The organism is Halomonas sp. CKK8 (assembly GCF_029625235.1).
Lineage (GTDB): Bacteria > Pseudomonadota > Gammaproteobacteria > Pseudomonadales > Halomonadaceae > Halomonas > Halomonas ventosae.
In genome coordinates this window covers 459,547-483,260 of record NZ_CP121193.1, presented here as the reverse complement: position 1 = coordinate 483,260, position 23,714 = coordinate 459,547, and the positions used below count along the sequence as shown (strand labels likewise).

The 23,714-nt window shown below is 70.7% G+C and carries 23 protein-coding genes; 4 read left to right on the top strand and 19 right to left on the bottom strand.

Annotation, left to right across the window (positions count from 1 at the left end; genetic code table 11):
• The first annotated feature begins 15 nt into the window (after positions 1–15).
• Positions 16–828, top strand: coding sequence for a PEP-CTERM/exosortase system-associated acyltransferase (locus tag P8934_RS02360; protein WP_278032743.1), 813 nt, complete (start codon positions 16–18; stop codon positions 826–828).
• On the opposite strand, the gene P8934_RS02355 is transcribed toward P8934_RS02360, so the two are convergent.
• The 9 genes from P8934_RS02355 to P8934_RS02315 all read right to left on the bottom strand — a co-directional run bounded on the left by P8934_RS02355 (position 750) and on the right by P8934_RS02315 (position 10,666).
• Positions 750–1,916: a DUF3541 domain-containing protein gene (locus P8934_RS02355; RefSeq protein ID WP_278032742.1), complete on the bottom strand. Its 1,167-nt coding sequence runs from the start codon at positions 1,914–1,916 to the stop codon at positions 750–752. The two genes, P8934_RS02360 and P8934_RS02355, sit on opposite strands and share 79 nt — an antisense overlap.
• Positions 1,913–2,659, bottom strand: a complete 747-nt coding sequence (locus P8934_RS02350) for a trimeric intracellular cation channel family protein (protein ID WP_278032741.1) — start codon at positions 2,657–2,659, stop codon at positions 1,913–1,915. The genes P8934_RS02355 and P8934_RS02350 overlap by 4 nt, the downstream gene beginning before the upstream one ends.
• 73 nt (positions 2,660–2,732) lie before the next feature.
• Complete coding sequence (locus P8934_RS02345) at positions 2,733–3,218, bottom strand: GNAT family N-acetyltransferase (RefSeq protein WP_278032740.1); 486 nt, start codon at positions 3,216–3,218, stop codon at positions 2,733–2,735.
• Positions 3,202–4,392, bottom strand: a complete 1,191-nt coding sequence (gene zapE, locus P8934_RS02340; protein WP_278032739.1) for a cell division protein ZapE — start codon at positions 4,390–4,392, stop codon at positions 3,202–3,204. Before zapE ends, P8934_RS02345 begins: the two co-directional genes overlap by 17 nt.
• Before the next feature lie 44 nt (positions 4,393–4,436).
• Positions 4,437–5,801 carry an N-succinylarginine dihydrolase gene (gene astB / locus P8934_RS02335; protein ID WP_278032738.1) on the bottom strand — a complete coding sequence of 455 codons (1,365 nt, stop codon included), beginning with the start codon at positions 5,799–5,801 and terminating at the stop codon, positions 4,437–4,439.
• Positions 5,798–7,267: a succinylglutamate-semialdehyde dehydrogenase gene (astD, locus tag P8934_RS02330; RefSeq protein ID WP_278032737.1), complete on the bottom strand. Its 1,470-nt coding sequence runs from the start codon at positions 7,265–7,267 to the stop codon at positions 5,798–5,800. Before astD ends, astB begins: the two co-directional genes overlap by 4 nt.
• Positions 7,267–8,313, bottom strand: a complete 1,047-nt coding sequence (gene astA, locus P8934_RS02325; protein WP_278032736.1) for an arginine N-succinyltransferase — start codon at positions 8,311–8,313, stop codon at positions 7,267–7,269. Before astA ends, astD begins: the two co-directional genes overlap by 1 nt.
• On the bottom strand, positions 8,313–9,401 hold the full coding sequence (locus P8934_RS02320) for an arginine N-succinyltransferase (protein ID WP_278032735.1): 1,089 nt from the start codon (positions 9,399–9,401) through the stop codon (positions 8,313–8,315). The genes astA and P8934_RS02320 overlap by 1 nt, the downstream gene beginning before the upstream one ends.
• Positions 9,402–9,451: 50 nt before the next feature.
• Complete coding sequence (locus tag P8934_RS02315; RefSeq protein WP_278032734.1) at positions 9,452–10,666, bottom strand: aspartate aminotransferase family protein; 1,215 nt, start codon at positions 10,664–10,666, stop codon at positions 9,452–9,454.
• A gap of 176 nt (positions 10,667–10,842) precedes the next feature.
• Between P8934_RS02315 and P8934_RS02310 the strand changes: the two genes are divergently transcribed.
• Positions 10,843–11,460: a class I SAM-dependent methyltransferase gene (locus tag P8934_RS02310; RefSeq protein ID WP_278032733.1), complete on the top strand. Its 618-nt coding sequence runs from the start codon at positions 10,843–10,845 to the stop codon at positions 11,458–11,460.
• On the opposite strand, the gene P8934_RS02305 is transcribed toward P8934_RS02310, so the two are convergent.
• From P8934_RS02305 to fabV, 4 genes are all read right to left on the bottom strand, one after another.
• On the bottom strand, positions 11,461–12,363 hold the full coding sequence (locus tag P8934_RS02305) for a DMT family transporter (protein WP_278032732.1): 903 nt from the start codon (positions 12,361–12,363) through the stop codon (positions 11,461–11,463). It lies immediately after the preceding gene.
• Positions 12,364–12,386: 23 nt separating this feature from the next.
• A complete protein-coding gene (locus P8934_RS02300; protein WP_278032731.1) occupies positions 12,387–13,364 on the bottom strand; it encodes a GlxA family transcriptional regulator in 978 nt (325 codons plus the stop codon).
• A gap of 108 nt (positions 13,365–13,472) precedes the next feature.
• A complete protein-coding gene (locus P8934_RS02295) occupies positions 13,473–13,685 on the bottom strand; it encodes a hypothetical protein (protein ID WP_133637443.1) in 213 nt (70 codons plus the stop codon).
• A 64-nt stretch (positions 13,686–13,749) separates the two neighbouring features.
• Positions 13,750–14,973 carry an enoyl-ACP reductase FabV gene (gene fabV / locus P8934_RS02290; RefSeq protein ID WP_278032730.1) on the bottom strand — a complete coding sequence of 408 codons (1,224 nt, stop codon included), beginning with the start codon at positions 14,971–14,973 and terminating at the stop codon, positions 13,750–13,752.
• 198 nt (positions 14,974–15,171) lie between these two features.
• Between fabV and P8934_RS02285 the strand changes: the two genes are divergently transcribed.
• A complete protein-coding gene (locus tag P8934_RS02285; protein ID WP_278032729.1) occupies positions 15,172–15,558 on the top strand; it encodes a hypothetical protein in 387 nt (128 codons plus the stop codon).
• Between the two features lie 34 nt (positions 15,559–15,592).
• Here the strand turns inward: P8934_RS02285 and P8934_RS02280 are convergent, their stop codons facing one another.
• Genes P8934_RS02280 through P8934_RS02260 form a run of 5 tightly spaced genes read right to left on the bottom strand, consistent with a single transcriptional unit; the run spans position 15,593 to position 20,677 of the window.
• The gene (locus tag P8934_RS02280; protein ID WP_278032728.1) at positions 15,593–16,078 is read right to left on the bottom strand and encodes a glutathione peroxidase; all 486 of its coding nucleotides are present in this window, start codon (positions 16,076–16,078) and stop codon (positions 15,593–15,595) included.
• Positions 16,079–16,123: 45 nt separating this feature from the next.
• Complete coding sequence (locus tag P8934_RS02275) at positions 16,124–18,256, bottom strand: DUF3488 and transglutaminase-like domain-containing protein (RefSeq protein WP_278032727.1); 2,133 nt, start codon at positions 18,254–18,256, stop codon at positions 16,124–16,126.
• The gene (locus P8934_RS02270) at positions 18,253–19,203 is read right to left on the bottom strand and encodes a DUF58 domain-containing protein (protein ID WP_278033986.1); all 951 of its coding nucleotides are present in this window, start codon (positions 19,201–19,203) and stop codon (positions 18,253–18,255) included. The genes P8934_RS02275 and P8934_RS02270 overlap by 4 nt, the downstream gene beginning before the upstream one ends.
• A 2-nt stretch (positions 19,204–19,205) precedes the next feature.
• Positions 19,206–20,132 (bottom strand): MoxR family ATPase, encoded by a 927-nt coding sequence (locus tag P8934_RS02265; RefSeq protein ID WP_278032726.1) that lies wholly within the window; start codon positions 20,130–20,132, stop codon positions 19,206–19,208.
• The gene (locus P8934_RS02260; RefSeq protein WP_278032725.1) at positions 20,129–20,677 is read right to left on the bottom strand and encodes an NUDIX domain-containing protein; all 549 of its coding nucleotides are present in this window, start codon (positions 20,675–20,677) and stop codon (positions 20,129–20,131) included. The genes P8934_RS02265 and P8934_RS02260 overlap by 4 nt, the downstream gene beginning before the upstream one ends.
• Before the next feature lie 121 nt (positions 20,678–20,798).
• Here P8934_RS02260 and P8934_RS02255 point away from each other — a divergent pair, with 121 nt between their 5' ends.
• Entirely contained in the window at positions 20,799–22,475 is a 1,677-nt protein-coding gene (locus P8934_RS02255) for an acyl-CoA dehydrogenase family protein (RefSeq protein ID WP_278032724.1), read from the top strand.
• On the opposite strand, the gene P8934_RS02250 is transcribed toward P8934_RS02255, so the two are convergent.
• The gene (locus P8934_RS02250) at positions 22,415–23,647 is read right to left on the bottom strand and encodes an EAL domain-containing response regulator (RefSeq protein ID WP_278032723.1); all 1,233 of its coding nucleotides are present in this window, start codon (positions 23,645–23,647) and stop codon (positions 22,415–22,417) included. The two genes, P8934_RS02255 and P8934_RS02250, sit on opposite strands and share 61 nt — an antisense overlap.
• Positions 23,648–23,714 lie beyond the last annotated feature (67 nt).

The window sequence follows — 23,714 nt, the reverse complement described above, 5'->3', positions numbered from 1 at the left end:
AAAGGAAGGCTCAAGATGACAGCATCCGAAAAAATGACGCACATCCGCAGCTCGACTGCCGAGCTGTTCGAGTCCTTCCTTGAAGACTTCACCTTCAACGTTGCCGTAAGCGATGAAGAAAAAAACAGAATTTACAGACTTCGCCATGAGGTGTATTGCCAGGAAATCGGCTACCACCCTCCCGGGATGGAGACGAAAAATATCGAGATCGATGCTCATGACTCGCATTCCATTCACTGCCTAATTGAGCATCGGAGATCAGGGCTCGCAGCTGGCTGCCTCAGGTTAGTACTGCCGGCCCCGATAGTCGCCGGAAAGCACCATAGACTTCCTCTTCAGGAGTATGGTGAGAGAAGCTTTACGCACGAAACGCTCCACCCTGCCAAGCTTCCTTATGACAGCATTTGTGAAATATCGCGATTTGCCATCGCCAGGGCGTTCCGACACAAACCAATAAAACATGAAACCCTTGACATGGAAAAAAACAGCTATGCATTCACACCCGAAGAGAAAAAGACATTCCCCTTGATAATCGTTGCATTGTTCCTTGCAACCTATGCACTCGTTGGCCTCATGAACAAGCGCCATGTGTTCGCCATGATGGAGCCAAGGCTTCCGAGACTCCTCTCGATGTCAGGCTTCCACTTCACAAAGGTCGGTGAGCGCATCGAGATGCATGGCTCTCGAAACGCTTTCTACATCGATCACCGGAAAGCTGAAAAGGAAATGCATGAAGACCTGATGCCACTCTACCTGCATATCCGCAAGGAGCTTTCCTGCCAATTGGAAGATGTACCGGTGCAGAAAGCCAAGATCTCCTGCTCATGAAACGGGGAAAGAATCGGCCCCTGATAGAGCCTCTCCGGCCAGTCCAGCAGCATGATGGCCAGCACGTTGCGGTGCTCGCCATAGGCCAGGTCGGTGCCTCCCTGCTCTGACGGCACCATTCTCGCCTCGGGGTCATAGGCCTCGAGCAGTGCATCCTGCAGGCGCGATACGGCCGGATGCTCCTCCTCCCCGGCCAGCAGGAAACTGATGCCCACCTCCGTATAGATGTCCTCCTTGGTATCCGCGAGGATCCGCCCCAGGCTGGCGGCGAACTCGTCCAGCAACCAGCGGAACTCCTCGGCCGACACCGGCTGCTGATAGTAGTCGCTGGCGGCAATCACGAAGTGGGTCATGCCGTAGATCTTGTTGCGGTACTCGGCCGTGGAGAGCCCCGGGTCACGCCGCGGCGGGTACTGGTGGCGGAAGGCCGTGATGACCTCCTCGCGCAGGTCGGTGACACCCAGGTCCTCGAGGTAATAGACCAGGTTGGCTACCTGGGCGGCATAGATCGCCATCACGTCGGGATCGAGAAGGAAGGTGCGAAAGTCGACGCTTGCCAGGTAGTCCAGTGCCCGGTGATAGCCGGGAAGGTCGGCCTCGTTCAACAGGCCATGGTATTTGGCCTGGGTCAGGTCGAAGGCCAGGCTCTTGGCATAGGCGATCTCTCCCCACTCGGCGAGCATCCGCTTGCGGCGACGTTGCTTCTCGGTGCGCGTCGGGTAGGCCGCCACCTTCTCCCGGGCCCGTCGTTCGGCATGGCCCGGCGTGTCCAGCGCCTCGATCTCCTCGCGAATCTGGCTCACCAGGCGCCGGCCGTAGTCACGGTTGAGGGGCAGGTAACGGGCGTCCCCGGTGATCCGGTAGAGCCGCTGGGCATAGTGGCGCTGCTTGCTCTGGGGCAGGTCGGGCAGTGCCGCCTCGTAGCGATCACGGATCGCCGCGGCCACTGCCGCCCGGTCCAGTTCCTGCGCCCGTTGCTCGAGGTCCCGCTGCGGGACGGCACAGCCGGCCAGCGACAGGAGCACCGCCATCAACCAGGTTGCGAGCACGGCAGGCGTGCGGGACCTTGCCATCAGGGTCATGCTCATTTCGCCCTCCTCCCTTGTCTGGCACGCCCCGGCGGGATCAGCTTGACCCTGGCCTTGGCGCGACCTTGGGGCATTGCCTGCTTCTGTCCGTCGCCCTCAGAGCCTTGGGAGGTCGATGGCGGCTGCATCACCACCCAGGCAAACACCGGCAGGGAGAGGTGCCAGTGGATCGCCGAGAGCCGCAGCCCCAGGGTGACCACCAGCCCCGTGGCGATGGAGACGGCCAGCGGCACGGCGATGGCCTCCAGGGCCACGAAGACCACGCCACCGGCAATCGAGGCGGTGGCGTAGACCTCCTGCCGGAGCACCATGGGAACCCGACGCGCCAGCACGTCGCGGACCATGCCGCCGGCCACCCCGGTCAGCAGCCCCATCAGCACCGCCACCACGCCGGGCGCCTCCAGCATCAGGGCCTTGTGGGCCCCGATCACAGTGAAGAGTGCCAGGCCGAAGGCGTCCGCCACCGGCAGGAAGCCCCGCGAGAGGCGATGGATGTAATGGAAGCCGAGGATCGACAGGCCCACGGTGACGAGTATCACCCAGAGGTAGGTCGGGTCCGTCACCCAGAACACCGGGCGCACGCCCAGCACCAGGTCTCGCAGGGTGCCACCACCGATCCCGGTCACCGCCGCCAGCACCAGCATGCCGAAGGGGTCCATCCGCGAACGGCAGGCCAGTATCACGCCCGAGAGGGCAAAGACGATTACCCCCGCCATGTCCAGCCAGTAGACCACGCCCGTCACATCGCCTCTCCCTTGTCTGCTGGCCGGCAGCATAGCGCATCCGGCCGCCTTCCCGCTGCAATGATCCCGCGGCTCAGGCGGGCGGCGGGATCAGCCGTCGGGTCATGAGGGTCACGGTCTCGCCGTGGTGGAGAAGGATCTCGTGATCCGCCCAGCCGAGGCGACGATAGAGGGCCTGCCGGTCCGGCGTGAAGAGATGGAGCCGCTCGATGCCGTTGCCCGAGGCTTCCGTCTCCACGCGACGGACCAGCGACGAGGCGATGCCCCGCCCGCGCCATTCGGGCCGCACATAGACCGAGGCCAGCCAGGGCGTGAGGTCGGGCCGGGAGTCCAGGTCGTGGGCCACCAGGCTGGCGGTCCCCACCGGCCGGCCCGCCGCGATCGCCACGAACACCGAGGGCACGCCGGCCCGGCCGCACTCCCCGCGCAGGGCAGCAAGGCGTGAGGCCTGCGTCTCGCCGGGGCTCAGGTGCGACCACTCGGCATGCTGCCAGGCTGCAACCCGTTCCAGGTGCGGCGAGTCGGCGCTCAGTCGCACGATCTCAACGTGCTCCGCCATGCCTTCCCTCCTCCTGACGCTGGCGACCGAAGCGTTCCAGCTGCATCTCCTGCAGGCGACTCACTACCCGCCGGAACGGGAAGGAGAGGTAGCCGTGGGGGTAGAGCTCGCCCAGCGCCACCTCCGCCTCCAGGTAGAGAGGGATGCGCCGGTCATAGCACTCGTCGACCAGGGCGATGAAGCGACGCACGCCGTCGTCTTGCCGGGTCAGCTCGGGAAAGTCCCGCTCGCCCGCCTCGACGCGTGCCACCCCGTCCTCGGTACCCCGCGCAATGCGGCCTGCGTGCTGTCCGCCGCCCAGGCGAGGCACGTCGCTCAGCAGGACATGCGTGAAGCGATCCCCCAGGGCGATGAAGTCCAGCGCGGCAAGGGGCTGCTCGCAGAGGTCGGCATAGCGGCACCACAGCACGCTCTCGCTGCGACGCACCACCGGAATCGCACGATGCCCGAGCTCCACGGGGTCATCGGAGACACGCTCCCCCTGGCGCAGTCGCTCGAACACCTCGACCAGCACGCTCGGCTCCCCCGGCCGGGCGACCCAGTAACGAGGGTGGGCCTGGCCGGGATGCAGCCGGTGGTCCTGGCCGCCGTCGAGCTCGACCACCCGCATGTGCCGCTCGATGGCCGCGATGGCGGGCAGGAAGCGCTCGCGGTTGAAGCCATCGGCATAGAGCTGGCCGGGGGCCTGGTTCGAGGTGCAGACCAGCGTCACCCCGTGATCGAACAGGGCGCTCAACAGGCGTCCGAGGATCATCGCATCGGCGATATCGCCGACGAACAGCTCGTCGAGGCACAGCACCCGAATCTCGTCGCCCAGTTCCCTGGCCAGGGCCGTCAAGGGATCGTCGGTGCCACTCAACTGGAACTGGCGCCGGTGCACCCAGCGCATGAAGTGGTGGAAATGCAGGCGACGCGAGGGCATCCGGAGGTGCCGCTGGAAGCCATCCATCAGCCAGGTCTTGCCACGCCCGACCGGCCCCCAGAGGTAGACCCCCGGGATGGCCGCGGCCGTGTTGCCGCCCTCCGCCTCCTGCAGCGCGTGAAAGCACGCCTCGAGATGGCCGACCGCCCGCCACTGGGCCTCGTCCGAGGCGAAGCCGGCCTGCTCGACCGCCTGGCGATAGGTGTCCCTCGGCGACGATGCCGTCCTCATCGCCTGCGGCTCCCCGTCCATGTCCGCCTCCTCCTGGCCTGCGCCAACGGATCTTGCCGCGGGACTCACCCTCGCTGGAAGGGGTAGACGGCGCCGATGGCCAGGATCCCCGTCAGCTCGTCCAGCGCCGCCAGGGTCTCCTTGGCCAGCTGCGGGTCGGCCAGGTCCTTGGGGGCCAAGCGGTCGCGGTAGTGGCGCTCGACCCAGGCGGTGAGCTCGCCGTGCAGGGCGTCGTCCAGCAGCACCCGACCGGAGAGGGCCGCGCGCTCGGCCGCCGAGAGCACCACCCGCAGGCGCAGGCAGGCAGGCCCGCCGCCGTTGCGCATGCTCTGCTTGACGTCCTTGACCACGACCTCGCTGATGGGATTGTGGCCGGCCAGCAGGAGATCCTGGATGGTGCGCCAGACACTCTCGCGTTCCTGGCACTCCCCGGGCACCACCAGCGTCATGGTGCCGTCCGGGTTGGAGAGCAGCTGGGAATTGAAGAGGTAGGAGGCCACCGCGTCCTCGAGGCTGACCGCCTCCTCGGGGACCCGTATCGGGACCAGTGGCGTGGCCATCTTGGCCCTCAGCTCGTCCAGGGTGGCCTGCTCGTCGAGGAAGGCCCGCTCGTGGTAGAGCAGCACCGGGCCGTTACCCACGCTGATCACGTCGTTGTGGAAGACACCCGCGTCGATGGCCTCGGGGTGCTGCTGGGCGAACACCACCCGGGTCTCCGTGAGCCCATGCTGGCGGGCAATCGCCTGGCTCGCCTCCAGGGTCTGGCGCGCCGGGTAGCGCCGCGGCGCGACGCCCTCCTCGGCCCCCCAGCCGAAGGCCGCGCGGCCATAGACGAAGAGGTGCACCCCGGGCTCGCCGTGGTCGGCGGCGAGGCGGGTATGGTTGGCCGCACCCTCGTCGGAGAAGGCGGGGGTGGCCGGCAGCACCGGGTGGTGGGCGAAGCGCGCCTCGTCGCGGAAGATCGCCGCCAGTACCCGGGCGGTGGTGGCGGGCTCCAGATAGCGGTGGAAGCTCGACTGCAGGTTGGCCGGGGTGAAGTGCACCCGGCCGTCCGGCGCATCCACGGAGGGCGTCACCGTGGCGGCATTGGCGGTCCACATGCTCGAGGCCGAGCAGACCGCGCGCAGGATCTGCGGGGCCTCGCCCGCCGCCCGGGCCAGCACCCGCTCATCGCTGCCGGAGAAGCCGAGCTGGCGAAGCGCCCCCAGGTCGGGGCGCTGCTGGGGCGGCAGCACGCCCTGAGCATAGCCGGCCTCCATCAGCGCCTTCATCTTGCCCAGGCCCTGCAGGGCGGCCTCCCGGGGATTGGCCTCCAGGCCACCGTGGGTCATGGAGGCGACGTTGCCCAGGGCGAGGCCGGCATAGTTGTGGGTCGGCCCGACCAGGCCGTCGAAGTTGACCTCGCGCACGTCCGGGGTCGGCTGGCTCATAGCGTCACCCCCGGCGGCAGCGTCTCGGGCAGGACCAGCGCCTCGCTCTCCATGGAAGCGACCGGGTAGGCGCAGTAGTCGGCGGCGTAGTAGGCGCTGGGGCGGTGGTTGCCGCTCTCGCCGACGCCGCCGAAGGGCGCGTCGCCTGAGGCGCCGGTGGTCTGGCGGTTCCAGTTGACGATGCCGGCGCGGATGCGCAGCAGGAAGTCGTCCCAGTCGGCGCGCTCGCCGCCGATCAGCCCGGCGGAGAGGCCGTAGCGGGTATCGTTGGCCAGGCGCAGCGCCTCGTCCCAGTCGCGGTAGCGATGCACCTTGAGCAGCGGGCCGAAGTGCTCCTCGTCGGGCACCGCCAGCCCGGTGACGTCGATCAGCGCCGGGCTGAGCAGGCTGGTGCCGGTCTCGACGCGGGCCATGCGGGCGAGCACCGTGCCCCCCTGCGCCTCCAGGTCGTCCTGGGCCTTGAGCAGGCCATCGGCGGCCGCCACGCTCACCAGGCCGGCGTAGAAGGGCGCGGGGTCGCTGAACTGGCCGGCCACCCGCAGCCGCGAGATGGCGTCACTGAGGGCATCCAGCAGGTGGTCCCCCACCTGGCCCTCGGGCACGATCAGCCGCCGGGCGCAGGTGCAGCGCTGGCCGCCGGAGAGGAAGGCCGACTGCAGGATGGTCAGCACGGCCGCCTCCTGGTCGGGGACGTCCTTCACCACAAGCGGGTTGTTGCCGCCGAGCTCCAGGGCCAGGATCTTGTCCAGCTGGTCGGCGAACTGGCGATGCAGGAGTCCCCCCACCCGGGCGCTGCCGGTGAACAGCAGGCCATCGATGCCGGGGTTTGCCGAGAGCGCCTGGCCGGTGGCGGCCGCCCCCTGCACCAGGTTGATCACGCCGTCCGGCAGCCCCGCCTCCTGCCAGCACTGCAGGGTGAGATCGGCGGTCAGCGGGGTCTGCTCACTGGGCTTGAAGACCACGGTGTTGCCGGCCAGCAGCGCCGGCACGATATGACCGTTGGGCAGGTGGCCGGGGAAGTTGTAGGGGCCATAGACCGCCATCACCCCGTGCGGGCGATGGCGCAGCACGGCGGTGGCGTCTCCCAGGTCACGGCTGCGCTCGCCGGTGCGCTCCTGATAGGCGCGGACCGAGATCGCCACCTTGCCGATCATGGCGCCCACCTCGGTGCGGGCCTCCCAGAGCGGCTTGCCGGTCTCCTGGGCGATGGCGGTGGCCAGCTCCTCGCGGTGCCGCTCCAGCACCTCGCGGAAGCGCTCCACCAGCGCCTGGCGCTCGTCAAAGGCGGTGCGCGCCCAGCCCGGAAAGGCGGTGCGGGCGGCCGTCACCGCGGCGTCCACCTGGGCCTCGGTGGCGGCACCGCCCTCCCAGAGGCGTTCGTCGGATACCGGGTCGTGCTTGGTGAAGGCCTCGCCCTCGCCTGCCTGCCAGGTGCCGCCGACCAGCAGCTCTCGTCTTGCCTTCATCACGCCTCCTCCTCGGTGTCCAGTATGCGCAGGGTGTCGCCGGAGGCGACCTCCAGCCGACGTGCCTCGGCCTCGTCGAGCGTCACCACGCCCTCGGCGTCGGGCCCGCGTCCCAGCCAGGCGGCGCGGAAGCCGGCCATCCCGGTGGTGGCGGCCAGCCAGCGCGGCCGCGGCGAGTGCTCCGGCGTGCCGGCCTTGACCTCCACCCGGCAGCGCCGCGACAGCCGCACGCCCCGCACGTCGTCGATGTAGGCCTCCACGGTGGGGCCGCCGTCGAAGATGTCGATGTAGCCCTCCCAGCGCAGGCCCTCCTTCTTGAGCATGGCCAGCGCCGGGCGGGTGTGCTCGTGGACCTGGCCGATGCAGGCCCGGGCCGCCTCGCTGAGGAAGGGGGTGTAGATCGGGAACTTGGGCATAAGCTCGCCGATGAAGCTCTTCTGGCCAAGCCCCGTGAGCTTGTCCGCCTCGTCGAAGTCAAGCGGGAAGAAGTGGCTGCCCAGGCACTCCCAGAAGGGGCTCCTGCCCTGCTCATCGAAGACGCCGCGCATCTCGGCGAGCACCTTGTCGGGGAAGCGGTCGCGGAACTCGGCCATGAACAGCCAGCGCATCATCGACAGCAGCGCGCCGTTGCGCTCGTGGCGCCGGTCGGCGCCGCGGTACTCGGGGCGCAGGAACAGCGAGGCCACCTCGGCGTCGCCGGTGTGGTCGGAGCTGAGGAAGAGGGTGTCGATGGTGCGGTGCAGGTCGAGCTGCACCGAGGAGTGGGCCAGGGTCCCCAGCCGGTAGTGGTAGAAGGGGATCTCGCGCCCCACCTGGCCCTCGATGGCGCAGCAGCCGGCCAGCCGGCCGGTTGCCTCGTCCTCCAGCACGAAGAAGTAGAGCCGCTGGTCCTGGGGCGTGCGCTCCTCGAAGGCGGCCACCGTGGAGGCGATCCGGGACGCCAGGAAGTCGCGGTTGTCGGGAAGCGAGGTGAAGCCCACCCCGGTCTCCCGGGCCAGGGCCTGGAGCTCGTCCAGGTCGCCCTCGGCGATCGGTCGCATACGCATCACAGCTCTCCCTCGTCATAGCCCGGATCATGCGCGTCGAGACACTCGTCCCCCATCCCCGGCAGCGCCAGGGGGGCGGCCAGCACGGCGCGCCCCTCCTCCACGCCCAGCCGCTCGGCATGCGCCGGCGACAGAATCAGCTGGCCGGTCGGCGACAGGGCGTAGCGCGCCACCACGCAGCGGAAGTCGCCGAGGCGCTGGTTGGCGACCATGGCCGGCTCGGCGTCGGGCAGCGCGTGGGCGGGGCGGATGCGCACCGGATGCCAGGCGGCCTGACGGAAGCTGGCCAGGCGCTCCCGCTCGCCCTTGATCACCGGGCCGGCATCGAAGATATCCACGTGGCGCGAGCGCAGGAAGCCCTCGGCCAGCATCTCGGCGAGGGCCGGCTCGTGGTCGGGGTGCTCGCGGCCGATGGCGGCTCGGGCCTGGGGCGTGAGCAACGCCAGGTAGAGCGGGAACTGCGGCATGACCTCGGCGATGAAGCTCTTCGAACGCACGCCGGCCAGGTAGTTGATCTCCTGGTAGTCGCGCACGAAGAAGTGGCGACCCACGCTGTTCCAGAACGGCGACTCGCCCTGCTCGTCCAGGTAGCCGGGAAAGGCCATCGCCAGGATCCCGGCGAAGCGCTCCGGGTACTGGGCGATGAACATCAGCCGCGCCCGGCGCAGCAGGCTCTCGGCGCTGGTGCACTTGTAGCGGGCATCCAGCGACAGGGCGCAGAGCAGGGTCGCCTCGGAGACCTCGTGGGAGAGCGCCAGGGTCGGCACCTCGCGACGCACGTCGAGCTGCTGGGAGGCGTGGATCAGCGTCTCCTGGCGATAGGTGTAGTAGGCCTCGCGGGCGCCGGCCTGGGCACGGATGGTGGCGGTCCCCGCCACCTCGCCGCGCTCCAGGTCCTCGAGCACGAAGGTGTAGTGCTCGTCGCCGGGCACCTCGACCTCGGCAGCGAAGGCGCGCTGGGAGCGGGCGATGCGCTCCTCCAGGCGGTCGCGGTGGGCCGGCAGGTTGGTCAGCCGCGGCGTCGCGCTGCCGGCCAGCCGCTCCAGGGCCGGCAGGTCCGCCGGGCGGACGGGGCGTATGACCAGCATGGCAGGGTCTCCGGAAGGGGATGAGTCGTCACGCATCGCGGAACCGGGCCTCACTGCCCCGCCACCAGGCGCGCCACCGCCCGCTCGAGACGCGCCATGCCCTCGGCGATATCGGCCTCGGGGATCACCAGCGAGGGGGCCATGCGCAGCACGTTAGGGCCGGCGATCAGCGCCATCAGCCCCTCCTCGAGGGCCAGCGGCAGGATGTCCTTGGCCCGCCCCTCGTACTCCGGCGCCATCTCGGCCCCGATCAGCAGGCCCATGCCGCGGATCTCGCGGAACACGCCATGCTGGCGGTTGATCGCCTCGAGGTGCTCGCGAAAGAGGTCATGGCGCCGCTTGACGCCCTCGAGCACCTCCGGGGTATCGATGAACTCCACGGCGGCCAGGGCCACGGCCGAGGCCAGCGGGTTGCCGCCGTAGGTGGAGCCGTGGGTGCCGATGGCCATGGCCGGGGCCACCCGGTCGGTGGTCAGCATGGCGCCCACCGGGAAGCCGCCGCCCAGCGACTTGGCGCTGGTCAGGATGTCCGGGGTCACGCCGTACTGCTGGTAGGCATAGAGCGAGCCGGTGCGCCCCGCCCCGGTCTGCACCTCGTCGAAGATCAGCAGCGCGTCGAAGGCGTCGCACAGGTCGCGCAGCCCCTGCAGGAAGGCGGGGTCGGCGGGGATGATGCCGCCCTCCCCCTGCATCGGCTCGACCATCACCGCGCAGGTGTCGTCGTCGATCAGGTTGCGCACGCTGTCCAGGTCGTTGTACTGGCCATGGACGATCCCCCCCGGCACCGGGCCGAAGCCCTGGGAGTACTTGGGCTGCCCGCCGACGCTGACGGTGAAGAAGGTGCGGCCATGGAAGGACTGCGAGAAGGAGACGATGCGGTGCTTGTGCTCGCCATGGTGGTCATGGGCCCAGCGCCGTGCCAGCTTGAGGGCCGCCTCGTTGGCCTCGCCACCTGAGGAGCAGAGATAGACCTTGTCGGCGAAGGTGCGCTCGACCAGGCTGCGCGCCAGCTTGAGGGCCGGCTCGTTAGTGTAGACGTTGGAGAGGTGCCAGAGCCTGTTCGCCTGGGCCGTGAGGGCCTCCACCAGCACCGGATGGCAGTGCCCGAGGCCGTTGACGGCGATGCCGCCGGCGAAGTCGATGTACTCGTGGCCCTCCTGGTCCCACAGGCGACTCCCCTCGCCGCGCACCGGGACCGCCCTCTGTGGGGCGTAGTTGGGCACCATGTAGTGGTCGAAGTCGGCGCGGGTCGGGGTCTGGCTCATGTCGCTCTCCATTCCTGGCATGACGGATCAACTATCATTCGGGTCAACTAACCCTCGAGTATAGGGAGCGGCGGCGCGGGAGGCTTTCAGCAATGGGACGGCGAGTTGTGTAATAAGGGAGCCTGCTTGCCGCCCCCGGCGCGCCGCAGGACACCCCCACCGACGAGGAGCCCGAGATGTTCAACACCACGGCCTGGAACCGGATCCGCTACGGGCTCTATGCCCCGGTCTACGACCTGGTGGCCGAGCGCGCCTTCCGCGCGGCCCGCCGCACGGCGCTCGGCCAGGTGACCTGGCAACCCGGCATGCGGGTGTTGCTGGTCGGCGCCGGTACCGGGCTCGACCTGCCCTGGCTGCCGCGGGACGTCGAGCTGCACGCCACCGACCTCTCCCCGGCCATGGTCAGGCGCCTCGGGCAGCGCGCCGAGGTGCTGGGCCGGGACGTCCAGGCCGAGGTCATGGACGCCGAGCGCCTCGACTACCCCGACGACCACTTCGATGTGGTGGTGATGCACCTGATCCTCGCGGTGATGCCCGACCCCGCCAAGGGGCTCGCCGAGGCCCGGCGGGTGCTGAAGCCGGAGGGCCAGCTCTGCGTGATGGACAAGTTCCAGGCCGATGACCGGCCGGCCGGCCTGGCTCGACGCGGCCTCAACGCCCTCACCTCGGCCATCGCCACCGATATCACCCGCCAGGCCCGGTCGCTGCTGGAGGCGGCCGACTTCGTCATCGAGCAGGACACGCCGGTGATGATGGGCTCGCTGTTCCGCGCCCTGCTGGCCCGCCCCGCCTGATCAGCCGGGACGCGCGACCCGCTGCCGGGGCGGCGCGATGGTGCACCAGACGCCGGTGATCACCACCAGGCTGCCGGCCACCTGCACCGGCAGGATGTGGTCTCCCAGCCACCACCAGGCCCCCAGCATGGTGACCACCGGCAGCAGGTTGAGGTAGACCGCGGCCCGTGTCGGGCCGATGTCGGCCAGGGCGCTGTTGTAGAGCAGCAGCGCCACCACCGAGGGGAAGATGCCGAGATAGCCAAGCCCGGCCAGCTCGGCGCTGGAGAGCCGCGGCACCACCTGCCAGGCCCCTTCCAGCAGGGCGATGGGTGCCAGCGCCAGGTTGGCGATCACCAGCATGACCAGCAGCCCGCCGTAGCGCGGGAAGCGCGCCATGTGCTCCTTGACCAGCAGCGAGTAGCCCACCCAGACCAGCACCGCCAGCAGCATGATCAGGTCGCCGGGGTTGACCCCGCCGGGCACCAGCTCGGCGCCCTCCCCGGCGGTGATGACCACCACCGCCCCGCCCAGGGAGAGCACCACGCCGAACCACTGCAGGGGCCTGAAGCGCTCGCCGAGCAGCAGCACGCTGAGCAGCAGGGTCGCCACCGGGATCAGGCTCTCGAGGATGGCGACGTTGGTCGCCGAGGTGAACTTCAGCGCCGCATAGATCAGCGCATTGAAGAAGGCCACCCCGGAGAGCGCCAGCCCCAGCAGCGGTCGCCAGTGGCGCCGGAAGACCGGCCAGCCGTGCCGGGCCTGATGCCAGCCGAGCGGCAGCATGACCACCAGCGCGATGGCCACCCGGCCCAGCGAGATGGTGAAGGGCGGCAGGTCCGCCAGGGCCTTGCCGACCAGGATGTTGCCGGAAAAGATCGTCACCACCAGCAGCAGGAAGAGGTGGGGCCGCAGCGCGCTCATCGGGCCTCCAGGGCGTGAGAGGGTCAGGCCAGCCGCTCCTCGCGGGGCGTGATGCCGAAGTGGTTGCGGTAGGCGGTGGAGAAGTGCGCCGCCGAGGAGAAGCCGGTCTGCAGGGCGATCTCGCCGGCGGGGCGGTCGCTCTCGCGCAGCAGGCGACGCGCCTGCTGCAGGCGCAGGTCCAGGTAGTAGCGGCTGGGCACCGCCTGCAGGTACTTCTTGAACAGTCGCTCGAGCTGGCGACGGGAGATGCCCAGGTGCTCGGCCAGCTCGTGGGTGGTCAGGGGCTCCTCGATATTGGCCTCCATCAGCGCCACCGCCTCGGCCAGGCTCTCGGGGGCATGGCCGAGCCGCGAGCGCAACGGCACCTGCTGGGGCTCGTCCCCCATGCGGATGCGCTCCAGCACGAAGTGCTCGGAGATGCGTTCGGCCAACCGGGGACCATGCTGGCTGCCCACCAGGGTCATCATCATGTCCATGGCGGCAGTGCCGCCGCCGCAGGTCAGGCGGTCGCGGTCGATCTCGAAGAGTTGGCGCGAGAGGCGCACGCGGGGGAAGGCCTCGGAGAAGGCATCGAAGCGCTGCCAGGGCAGTGTCGCCCGGTAGCCATCCAGCACCCCGGCCCGAGCCAGCACCTCGGTGCCACCGCCGATGCCGCCCAGCAGCACGCCCGCCCCGGCCAGCCGCTGCAGCCACTCGATCAGGGGCGCGGGGACGCTGCCGGAGAGCGGGCCCGGCGCGCATACCAGCAGCAGGTCGAGGGGCTCATCCACCTCGTTGATGCCCGCCTGGGGCATCAGCGCCTGCTGGGAGGCGCTGGCCACCGGGCCGGCGGCGCAGGCGAAGGTGGTGAGGCGATAGAGGGTACGCCCCTCGAGGCGGTTGGCCACCGCCAGCGGCTCCGTGGCACAGGCCTGGGCCAGTAGGGAGAAGCCGGGCAGCACCACGACACCGACATGCCGCGTCGGTGACGCCGGACGAAGGGAAGCGAGAGGCTCGGGCATGCGAATCTGGCCTTGGGTGGGTGCCGGGGCTGGGCAAAGCCCCCATCTTACCCAAGGCCGGGAAGATCCACAGCCCCGCCGCGAGGAGAGGCCCGCGGCGACTGCCGCCTACTGGGCGTTGCCGCTCAGCAGCAGCATGGCCGCCGCGAGGATCCCGATCAACACGATGACGATGGGCAACACCCGGTGCAGCCCATGGGGGGACTCCTTCGCCTCGGGCTGGTCTTCATCCGGCTCGGGATGCTCGAAGTCCTCGGGCTGGCTGACCTCCTTGAAATGCTGCAGTTCCTCTTCCGGCGTCTTGCTCTCCCGGGTATCCATGGCACACCTCCATTGGCTGGGATCCGCGTCCCGCGCCCCTGGCAGTGGCCAGAAACGTGGGCTCCTACAGATTCACGACATCGAAGTCCGCCACCGGGTTCACATCGGCGTCGTAGTCGACGTCGTCGCGCTCGAAGCCGAACAGCTTCAGGAAGTCGTGCTTGTACCCGGCGTAGTCGGTGATCTCGAAGAGGTTCTCGGTGGTCACCTTCGGCCAGAGGTCCTTGCACGCCTGCTGGACGTCATCGCGCAGTTCCCAGTCGTCCAGGCGCAGGCGGCCGGCCTCGTCGGTCTCGGCGCTGCCCTGCCCTTCACCAAGGTACAGGCGCTCGCCGAAGAGGCGGTTGAGCTGGTCGATGGTACCCTCGTGCAGGCCCTTCTCCTTCATCACCCGGTAGACCATGGCAATGTAGAGCGGCATCACGGGGATGGCCGCGCTGGCCTGGGTCACCACCGACTTGAGCACCGCCACGTTGGCGCCGCCGCCGGTCGCGGAGAGGCGCCTGTCGATCTCGCCGGCGGCGCGGTCCAGGTCCTCCTTGGCCTTGCCCAGGGCCCCGTGCCAGTAGATCGGCCAGGTGATCTCGGTGCCGATGTAGCTGAAGGCCACGCTGCGCGCGCCCGGCGCCAGCACGCCGGCGCGGTCCAGGGCCTCGATCCACAGCTCCCAGTCCTCGCCACCCATCACCGCCTTGGTGTCCTCGATCTCCTGCTCGGTGGCGGGCTCCACCTCGGCCTCGATGATGGCATCCTTGTTGGTGTCGATGGCGGTGGCGCGATAGGTCTCGCCGATCGGCTTGAGGCTGGAGCGCTTGAGCTCGCCGCTGTCGGGCAGCTTGCGCACCGGCGAGGCCAGCGAGTAGACCACCAGGTCGACCTGGCCCAGGTCCTGCTGGATCAGCTCGATGGCCTTCTCACGGGCCTCGTGGGAGAAGGCGTCGCCATTGATCGACTTGCTGTAGAGCCCCTCGGCCTTGGCGAACCGGTCGAAGGCGGCACTGTTGTACCAGCCCGCCGTGCCCGGCTTCTTCTCGGTGCCCGGCTTCTCGAAGAACACGCCCAGGGTGTCGGCGCCGTAGCCGAAGGCGGCGGTGATGCGCGCCGCCAGGCCATAGCCGCTCGAGGCGCCGATCACCAGCACCTTCTTCGGCCGCTGTTCCTCGTCACCCCGGGCCTTGTCCAGGCCGCGGGCACGAGTCGCCTCGATCTGCTCGAGCACGTTCTTCTCGCAGCCGACGGGGTGGGTGGTGGTGCAGATGAAACCGCGTACCTTGGGCTTGATGATCACGTCAGACCTCGTTGTTTTCCGGCGGGCGGGACAACCGCTCCCGTCCGCATGGGGGAATATGAATGCGCCGGATGGCTGGATCGAAGGGACAGTGGGCGACATTCTAGCGGCCCCGGCGGCGGCTGTCCGCCCTTGAGGCCGTCGCATGGCTGGTGCAGGATGCTCGTCCCGGGCAACGAGTGTGGCAGGAGGGTAGCGATGGATGCACAGACGCTGGTCGACGAGCGCGGCGAGCTGTGGCTGGCACTGGCCCCGCTCTGGCTGGAGCGCGAGCCCCGCGAGACCGACTATGCGCGCATGGTCGCGGTCATCCAGCGCCACGACCTGACCGTGCGCGAGTTGGAGTGGGTCTTCCGCCTGGAGCTTGCCCCGGTGCTGGCGCGCCACCAGATGTCGGTGGCCGGCGAGTGGCGCTCGTTCGACGACTACAAGCTGATGAAGCAGCTGGTGGCCCACAACCTGCGGCTCAACGGCTGGCGGCGCAAGAGCTGGGCGCTGTTCTCGGGGCTGACCACCATGATGACCCGGCATCGCTGGAACGAGCTGATGGGACGGGTGCTGGTCGAGCGCGGCGAGACGCCCTGACGGCGCAGGATGACCCGGCCATAGGCTCGTCCCTTCAGGGCTCGTCCAGGGCCTTCTCCAGTGCCTCGCGCAACGCCACCTCGCCATCGCGGGGGGAGAAGCGGCGGATGACCCGGCCATCGCGGCCGACCAGGAACTTGGTGAAGTTCCACTTGACCATGCCGGTCCCCAGCACGCCCGGCGCCTGGCGCTTCAGCTCGACGAACAGCGGATGGGCGCCGCTGCCATTGACCCTGACCTTCTCCATCAGCGGGAAGGAGACCCCATACTCGTGCTCGGCAAAGTGACAGAAGTCCAGCGCCGACTCCGGCGACTGGCGGGCGAACTGGTTGCACGGAAAGCCCAGCACGGTGAAGCCCCGGTCGCGATAGCGGCAGTAGAGGCGCTCGAGGTCACGCAGCTGGGGCGTGAAGCCGCACTGGCTGGCCACGTTGACGATCAGCAGCACCTGGCCACGCAGGGCGCGGAGGTTGAAGGGCTCGCCGCTCTGGGTGCGGCATTCGTGGTCATGGATGGACATGGATCGGGCTCGCTCTCTGACCCACTACGATGACACGCCGGCCCTTCACGCGCCAGCCCCGCCAGGGCCACGCCGCCGCCTCGGCAGCAGGCGGCGCACCTCGGCCACCCGCTGCGCCAGCCGGCGCTGACGCTGGCGCCGCTCGGCCGCCTCGAGGGGCGCATAGGCCAGCCGCTCGAGGTCCCGGGCACACTCCTCGAGCGCTCGCCCTGCCGGCCCGGCCCGGGGCGCGATGCGCCGCAGGTGGGCGGCGGGGGACTCCCCGGCGTGGGCCGCCAGGCCGTGCCGGGCCAGCCAGGCCTGCAGCTGGCCCACCAGCCACCGCTCGTCGCGCCGGCGCCTGTGCCGATGCCAGCCTCGCTGGACCAGCAGGGCAAGGCCCGCCGCCACGACCAGCACCCCCACCAGGACCAGCGCGGTGGTCACGGCACCGCGACCGGGCAGCAGCGCATCCAGCCGGGCCCAGGCCTCGCGCCACCACCCCGCCAGCCTTGCCATCAGCGAGCGGCGCGACTCGCGCTGGTAGCCGACCACCCCGCGCTGCCAGCGGTACTCCAGGCGCTCCCACTCCAGGCGCAGGCGGTTCACCCAGCCCACCTCGCGCATGCGCAGCGGCGAGAAGCGGGCATCCGCCAGGAAGGCCTCGGCGCCGTCATCGACCGCCTGGGCGCCCTGCTCGATGCGCTCCGGGGCGATGACCGCGGTGGGGTCCAGGCGCCGCCAGGCACCGTCGCGCCACACCTCCACCCAGGCGTGGGCATCATAGTCTCTGACCGTGAAGTGGCCATCCGGGTGCCGCTCGCCGCCCAGGAAGCCAGCCACCACCCGCGCCGGGATGCCCGCCATGCGCGCCATCACCGCAGCCGCCGAGGCGTAGTGGGTGCAGTAGCCGGCCTGGCTGTCGAACAGGAAGTCATCGACACGGTGCTCGCCGACCAGCCGGGGCGGCGAGAGCGTATAGCGATAGGGGGCCTCGCCGAAGCGCGCCATCATCGCCGCCAGGTAGGCGTCGGGGTCGCCGTCGCTCTCGCGCCACAGCCGCCCCGCCAGGGCCCGGGTACGGGGGTTGGCGCCGTCGGGCAGCAGGCGGTGCCAGCGCGACCCGGCGGGGTCCGGGTAGAGGGGCGGCGCCCCGCTGCTGGCGAGCCTCAGCAGGCTGCGCGAGCTCAGCGGCGTCAGCCCCTCCAGGGTACCGTCGGCCAGGAAGCGCTGGCGGCTGTCGCTTGCCAGCGGCGTGCCCAGCGAGGGGCGCCAGGGTCGGCTGTCGGGCTCGAGCAGCAGCTCGGCGCTGAAGCGCGCGCTCTCCTGTGCCTGCCAGGGGGAGCGCGCCGCCTCGCGGACGAAGGCATCGGCCGGGCGCTCCAGGGCGACGGCCAGCTGGTCGGGGGTGGCTCGCGACCAGCGGATGCCGTCGAAGTGCGACAGGGTGTAGACCCGCCAGTAGCGCTCGTCGGGGGCAGGCTGGCGCCCCGCGAAGCGGGCCCGGAAGGCCCGCGCGTCGCTGCGCGACAGCTCGGCGATGTCGCCCGGGGAGATCTCGTCGGTGAGGCCGGTGGCGGCCCGGTCCATCTGGGGCATGCTCCACAGCGGCCCCAGGCGCGGGAAGGTGACGAACAGCAGCGCCATCAGCGGGGCCGAGAGCACCAGCAGCCAGGCCGTCTCCCGCCAGGCCTGGCGCAGCCCGGTGGCACCGGAGAGCCAGACCAGCGACTGCAGCAGCCAGGCCACCGCCAGCAGGGCACCCGCGGCCATGGGAATCCCCTGGTCATGCAGGAAGGCCACGGCCGTGGTCACCAGGCCGATCACCACCACCACCCGGGCGTCGCGCCGGTCATGGGTCTCGAGCAGCTTGAGCAGGTAGACGCCGAGCAGCAGGCCGACCAGCCCGTCCATGCTGCCCAGGGTGCCGAACTGCAGCCACAGCGCCAGCACCAGCCCGCCCACGGCGGCCAGTCGCAGCAGGATGCCGGCACGCGGCAGGCCGCGACGCAGCTGCACGAGCCGATAGCCGGCCACCGCCAGGGCCAGTGCCACCAGCCAGGCCGGCATCCAGGCCAGGTGCAGGGCCAGCACCAGGCACTGGCCGATGAACAGCTGGCGCAGCATCCCCCCGCTCAGCCCCCGGCCATCCGCCAGCACGGCCGGGACCGCCGGCCTGGCGGGACGCGGGGCGCTCATGCCCCACCCTCCGGCCGGGTCGCCGGGAAGCGCGCCAGGGCATCCAGCGCCCGTCGCCGCTGGGCCTCCCCCTCACCCTGGGGCAGGGTGAAGCCCGGCAGCCTCAGACCATAGCGATCGCCGGCACGGTGGTGGGCCAGCACCCGGGCACAGAGCACCGAGAGGCGCCGCTCCGGGTCACCGCGACAGGCGGCGTAGTCCAGCCACAGCTGGCGGCGCGGCGGGGCGCTGAACGCCTTGGTGGCGAGCACCCCGGTGCGACTCCACTGCTTCCAGGCCACCCGCCCCGGGCTGTCGCCGGGCTGGAAGCGGCGCAGCCCCGCGAAGTCGCTGGCCTCCAGGCCGGCCCCGACGTGGCGCACGACCGGCTCATCCTCTTCCACCGGGTGCGGCCACACCAGCAGCTCGGCATCGTGGCGCACCCAGGCCACCACCCGGACCAGCCCCAGCGGCCAGCGGGTCTCGAGGCGCAGCCAGGGCAACGCCTGGACCCCGCGCCGGGGCGTCGGCAGGGCCAGCTCGGCCTCGCCGAGGCCGCCGACGATATCCACCTGCCCCCGGGCGCCGTCGCAGCGAAGCTCGAGGGCCGTGCGGTCGCGGCGCGTCCTCAGCACCACCCCCAGGCGCGCCTCGCCGCCGGCGAAGGCCTCGCGGGGCAGGCGCAGCCCCGGGATGACGCCGAGCAGGTTGAGCCAGCCGCGCAGCAGCACCACCACGCCGACGCTGAACAGCCAGAAGGCCAGCCCGTAGGCCAGGCTGTTCTGGTAGTTGATGCCGAACAGCAGCAGCACCACCACCAGCACCGCCCAGCCCAGGCCGAAGCGGGTGGGGATCAGGAACAGCCGTCGCTGGGGCAGGGGGTGATCCATCGAGGCGGCCAGGCGACGCAGCCACCAGTGGCGCAACCGCCCGACAGGGCGGGGGCCGGGGGGCGTCGCGGTGGCCATCTTCACCCCATCACCGCCACGCGGGTCAGCAGGTGGCGGGCCAGCGCCTCGCCCTCCTCCCGGGGGCCACTGCTCAGCCGGTGGCCCGTCACCGGCACCCAGACCGCCTGGACATCCTCGGGGAGCACGTGATCGCGCCCCTCGAGCAGCGCCCAGCCCCGGGCCGCCTGGAGCAGGGCCAGCACCCCCCGGGTGGAGAGCCCCCAGGCGAGCTCCGGATGCTCGCGGCTGGCCGCGGCCAGAGCCTGGACGTAGTCGAGCAGGGCATCGGCCACATGGACCCCGTCCAGCCGCGCCTGCCAGCCGCGCAGGCGCTCGGCGTCGAGCAGCGACATCAGCGCCTCGAGCTTCACTCGCCCGGCCCGGCCGCGCAGGATCTCGCGCTCGGCCCGGGGGTCCGGATAGCCCAGCGAGAGGCGCATCAGGAAGCGGTCGAGCTGCGACTCCGGTAGCGGGAAGGTCCCCGCCTGCTCCTGGGGGTTCTGGGTGGCGATCACGAAGAAGGGATCGGGAAGCGCCCGGGTCTCGCCCTCCACGGTCACCCGCCCCTCCTCCATCGCCTCGAGCAGCGCGCTCTGGGTCTTGGGGGTGGCGCGGTTGATCTCGTCGGCCAGCACCAGGCCATGGAAGACCGGCCCGGGATGGAAGCAAAAGCGCGCCTCGCGCGGGTCGAACACCGAGACCCCCAGCACGTCGGCGGGCAAGAGGTCACTGGTGAACTGCAGGCGCTGCATGTCCAGGCCCACGACCCGCGCCAGCGCCTGGGCCAGGGTGGTCTTGCCGAGCCCCGGCAGGTCCTCGATCAGCAGGTGGCCGCGAGCCAGCAGGCAGCAGAGCGCCAGCCGCACCTCCCGCGACTTGCCGAGCACCACCCCCTCCAGGGCGGCGAGCACGGCCTCCAGGTCTGAGAGTCGCTCCGGCCGGTTCATCGCCCCGCCTCCAGCTCGCCGCCGGCCAGCAGGGCCTCCACCGCCTGGCGGGTATCCGGGGTGACGCCCTCCAGGGCCAGGGCCTCGTGGGGCGGCAGCCAGAAGGCATCGGCCACCTCCTCGGCCTGCAGCGTCAGCGGGCCGTCGTGGTCGACCAGGAAGAGACTGCCAAAGATGTGGTTGCCGCCCGCGTCATGGACGAAGCCGCCCAGGTGACGCAGCGGCGCCCCCCGGATGCCGAGCTCCTCGGCGAGCTCGCGGCGGGCCGCCACGTGGACCGCCTCGCCGGCCCCCACCACCCCGCCGGCGGCGAGGTCCAGCCCGCCCGGGAAGACCTCCTTGGTCAGGGTGCGACGCTGCACGCAGAGCTCGCCGCGGCGGTTGCGCACCACCACATAGGTGGCCCGGTGCCAGAACCGGAAGCGGCGCATGGCGGCCCGTGGGGCGCTGCCGCAGGGGCGGTTGCGCGCATCCACCAGCTGGATCTGCTCGTCAGCGATAAGCGGCTCGGCCGGCGGTTCGGGTAGGGAAGCATCGGCGCTCATGGGGGACTCCCGGGGAAATGCCTTCAGCCTACCCAGTCACGGCGACAGCGTCACGCCGTGCGTTGACCACTCCCGGGGCGACGACCATGCTCATGACAGGCCTCTATCGCGGAGCCCGACCATGCCCGACCCCGCCCCCCGCACCCGGCTGGCCACCCACGAGGTGACCAACCAGCCCTCGCCACCGAGCGACCGCGACCTGCTCGCCGGGGATGCCCCGCTGCAGGAGGCCCTGGCCCGGGAGGCCCCGGAGTGGGTCGCCAGGCGCCTCGCCCCGCTGGGGCGGGAGGCCGGCAGTGCCCGGGTCCAGGAACTCGGGGAGACTGCCAACCGCCATCCCCCGGAACTGCGCCTCTTCGACCGTCATGGGCGGCGCCTGGACGAGGTGGCCTACCACCCCGCCTACCACGAGCTGATGCACCTGGCCATTGACCATGGCTGGCACGCGGTGGCCTGGCAGGAGGAGGGGGCCGGCGGCCACCAGGCGCATGTGGCCGCCCTCTACCTGCTGACCCAGGCCGAGCCCGGCTTCTGCTGCCCCGTCACCATGACCCATGCCGCCCTGCCGGTGTTGCGCCAGACGCCTGCCGTCGAGGCGCACTGGGCGCCGGGGCTGCTGGCCTGGGACTACGACCCGCGCCTGCTGCCCGCAGGCGAGAAGAGCGGGCTGACCTTCGGCATGGCGATGACCGAGAAGCAGGGCGGCAGCGACGTGCGCGCCAATTCCACGCGAGCCGAACCCCTCGCCACCACCCGCGCCGAGCCTTCGGCGGACGGCTGGCGTCTGACCGGTCACAAGTGGTTCTGCAGCGCCCCCATGTCCGATGCCTTCCTGACCCTGGCCCGCACCGACGAGGGGCTCTCCTGCTTCCTGGTGCCCCGCGTCACCGCGGAGGGCGAGCGCAACGCCATCGAACTGCAGCGCCTCAAGGAGAAGTGCGGCAACCGCGCCAATGCCTCGGCGGAGATCGAGTACCGCGGCGCCCGGGCCGAGCCGGTGGGCGAGCCCGGTCGCGGCATCGCCACCATCCTCGAGATGGTCCAGCAGACGCGGCTGGATGCCGCCACCGCCCCGGTGGGCATGATGCGCCAGGCACTCGTGGAGGCCTGGCGGCATGTCCGGGAGCGCCACGCCTTCGGCCGGGCGCTGGCCGAGCAGCCGCTGATGCGGGTGCTGCTGGCCGACATGGCGCTCGAGGTGGAGGCCGGCCTGGCGCTGGTGATGCGGACCGCCCGGGCCTTCGATGGCGCCGCGCGTGGCGACCCCGGGGAGCGGGCCCTGTCACGGCTGCTGCCGACCCTGGCCAAGTACTGGCACAACAAGCGCACACCCGGCTTCATGGCCGAGGCCATGGAGTGCCTGGGGGGGATCGGCTATGTGGAGGAGGCACCGCTGGCCCGGCTCTACCGCGAGGCGCCGGTCAACTCGATCTGGGAGGGGTCGGGCAACGTGATCTGCCTGGACCTGCTGCGGGTGCTGGACCGCCACCCGGAAGCCCTGGCGGCGCTGCAGGCCGAGTTCGCCGCGGTGCGCGGCCAGCAGGTCGAGCTCGACCGCGCCCTGGCCGGGCTGGACGCCGAGCTGGCCGCCCCGCCCGCCTCGCTGGAGCCACGCGCCCGCTGGCTCGCCCAGCGGCTGGCCCAGTGCCTGCAGGCCGCCCTGCTGCTGCGCCATGCTCCCTCGGAGGTGGCCGAGACCTTCTGCCGCTCGCGGCTGGGTGACGAGGCCGGACCGGCCTACGGGGTGCTGCCCGGCGACGCACCGCTGGCGGCGCTGCTGGCGCGCATCGGCGACTGAGCGCCGGCCAGCGCCAGGATCTCCGCGGCGGGCATGGGCCGCGCCAGGCCGAAGCCCTGCACATGGGTGCAGCCGTAGCGCTCCAGGTGGCCCAGGCAGGCGAGGTCCTCGACCCCCTCGGCCACCACCCGGATGCCCAGCCGGCGCCCCAGCAGGGCCACCGCCTCGACGATGGCCGCATCCTGGGCATCCTCGAGCAGGCGGCTGACGAAGCTGCGATCGACCTTGAGTTCGCTGATCGGCAGCAGCTGCAGCCGGGCCAGCGACGAGAAGCCCACCCCGAAGTCATCCACCGAGACCTCCAGCCCCCCCAGGTGCAGCCGGGCCGCGACCTCGCTGCCGAGCAGTTCGTCCTCCATGGCGGCGGTCTCGGTGATCTCCAGCACCACGGGGGCATCACCCGCCGAGCAGCGGGCCTCGCTGACCAGGGAGAGCAGCTCCGGGCACATCAGGTCATCGGCGGTGACGTTGACCGACAGCGACAGGGAGAGGCCGGCCCGGCGCCAGCCGGCGGCATCCTCCAGCGCCAGCTGCAGCACGCGGCGGGTCAGGTGACGGTTCTGGTCGGGCGTCAGCAGCGGCAGGAAGCGGCCGGGCACCAGCAGGCCCGCCTCGGGGTGGGCCCAGCGCACCAGCGCCTCGACGCCGCTCAGCCGGCCACTGGCGAGCTCGAACTGGGGCTGGTAGTGGAGGGTGATCTCCTGGCGAGCGAAGGCCTGGTCCAGCTCCTCGATGCGACAGGGGGGCGTGGCGGCGGGGGCATCCCCCGGGGGATGGACCCTTCCCAGGGCCTCGAGGCACTCGCGCAGCTCCATGAGCCGCATCGGCTTGTCGAGCGAGGCCAGCATCTGCAGCCCCAGGGCCTGGCCGAGCCGCTCGGCGATACGCACGATCTTGCGCTCGACCCCGCTGAGCAGCAGCACCCGGCCACGGTAGCCACACTCGGCCAGCCGGCGCAGCATGGAGATGCCATCCTGCTGGCCGAACTCCAGGGCCATGATCACGAGCTGCGGGCGCCGCGCCATGACCTCGCCGATCAGGTGCTGGCCGTGCCGGCAGTAGCGGGACTCCATGCCCAAGGTGCGCAGCTGCAGCGACAGGGTGGCGGCGGCATCGGGATCCTCCTCGAGCACCACCGCCAGCCGCTGTGCCTGCATCGTCAGATCATTCATCCAGGAAATTCCCACCAGGGCACTAAGCTTCAGCGTATCAGCAAAACGCCTGGGTCACCGGGACAGG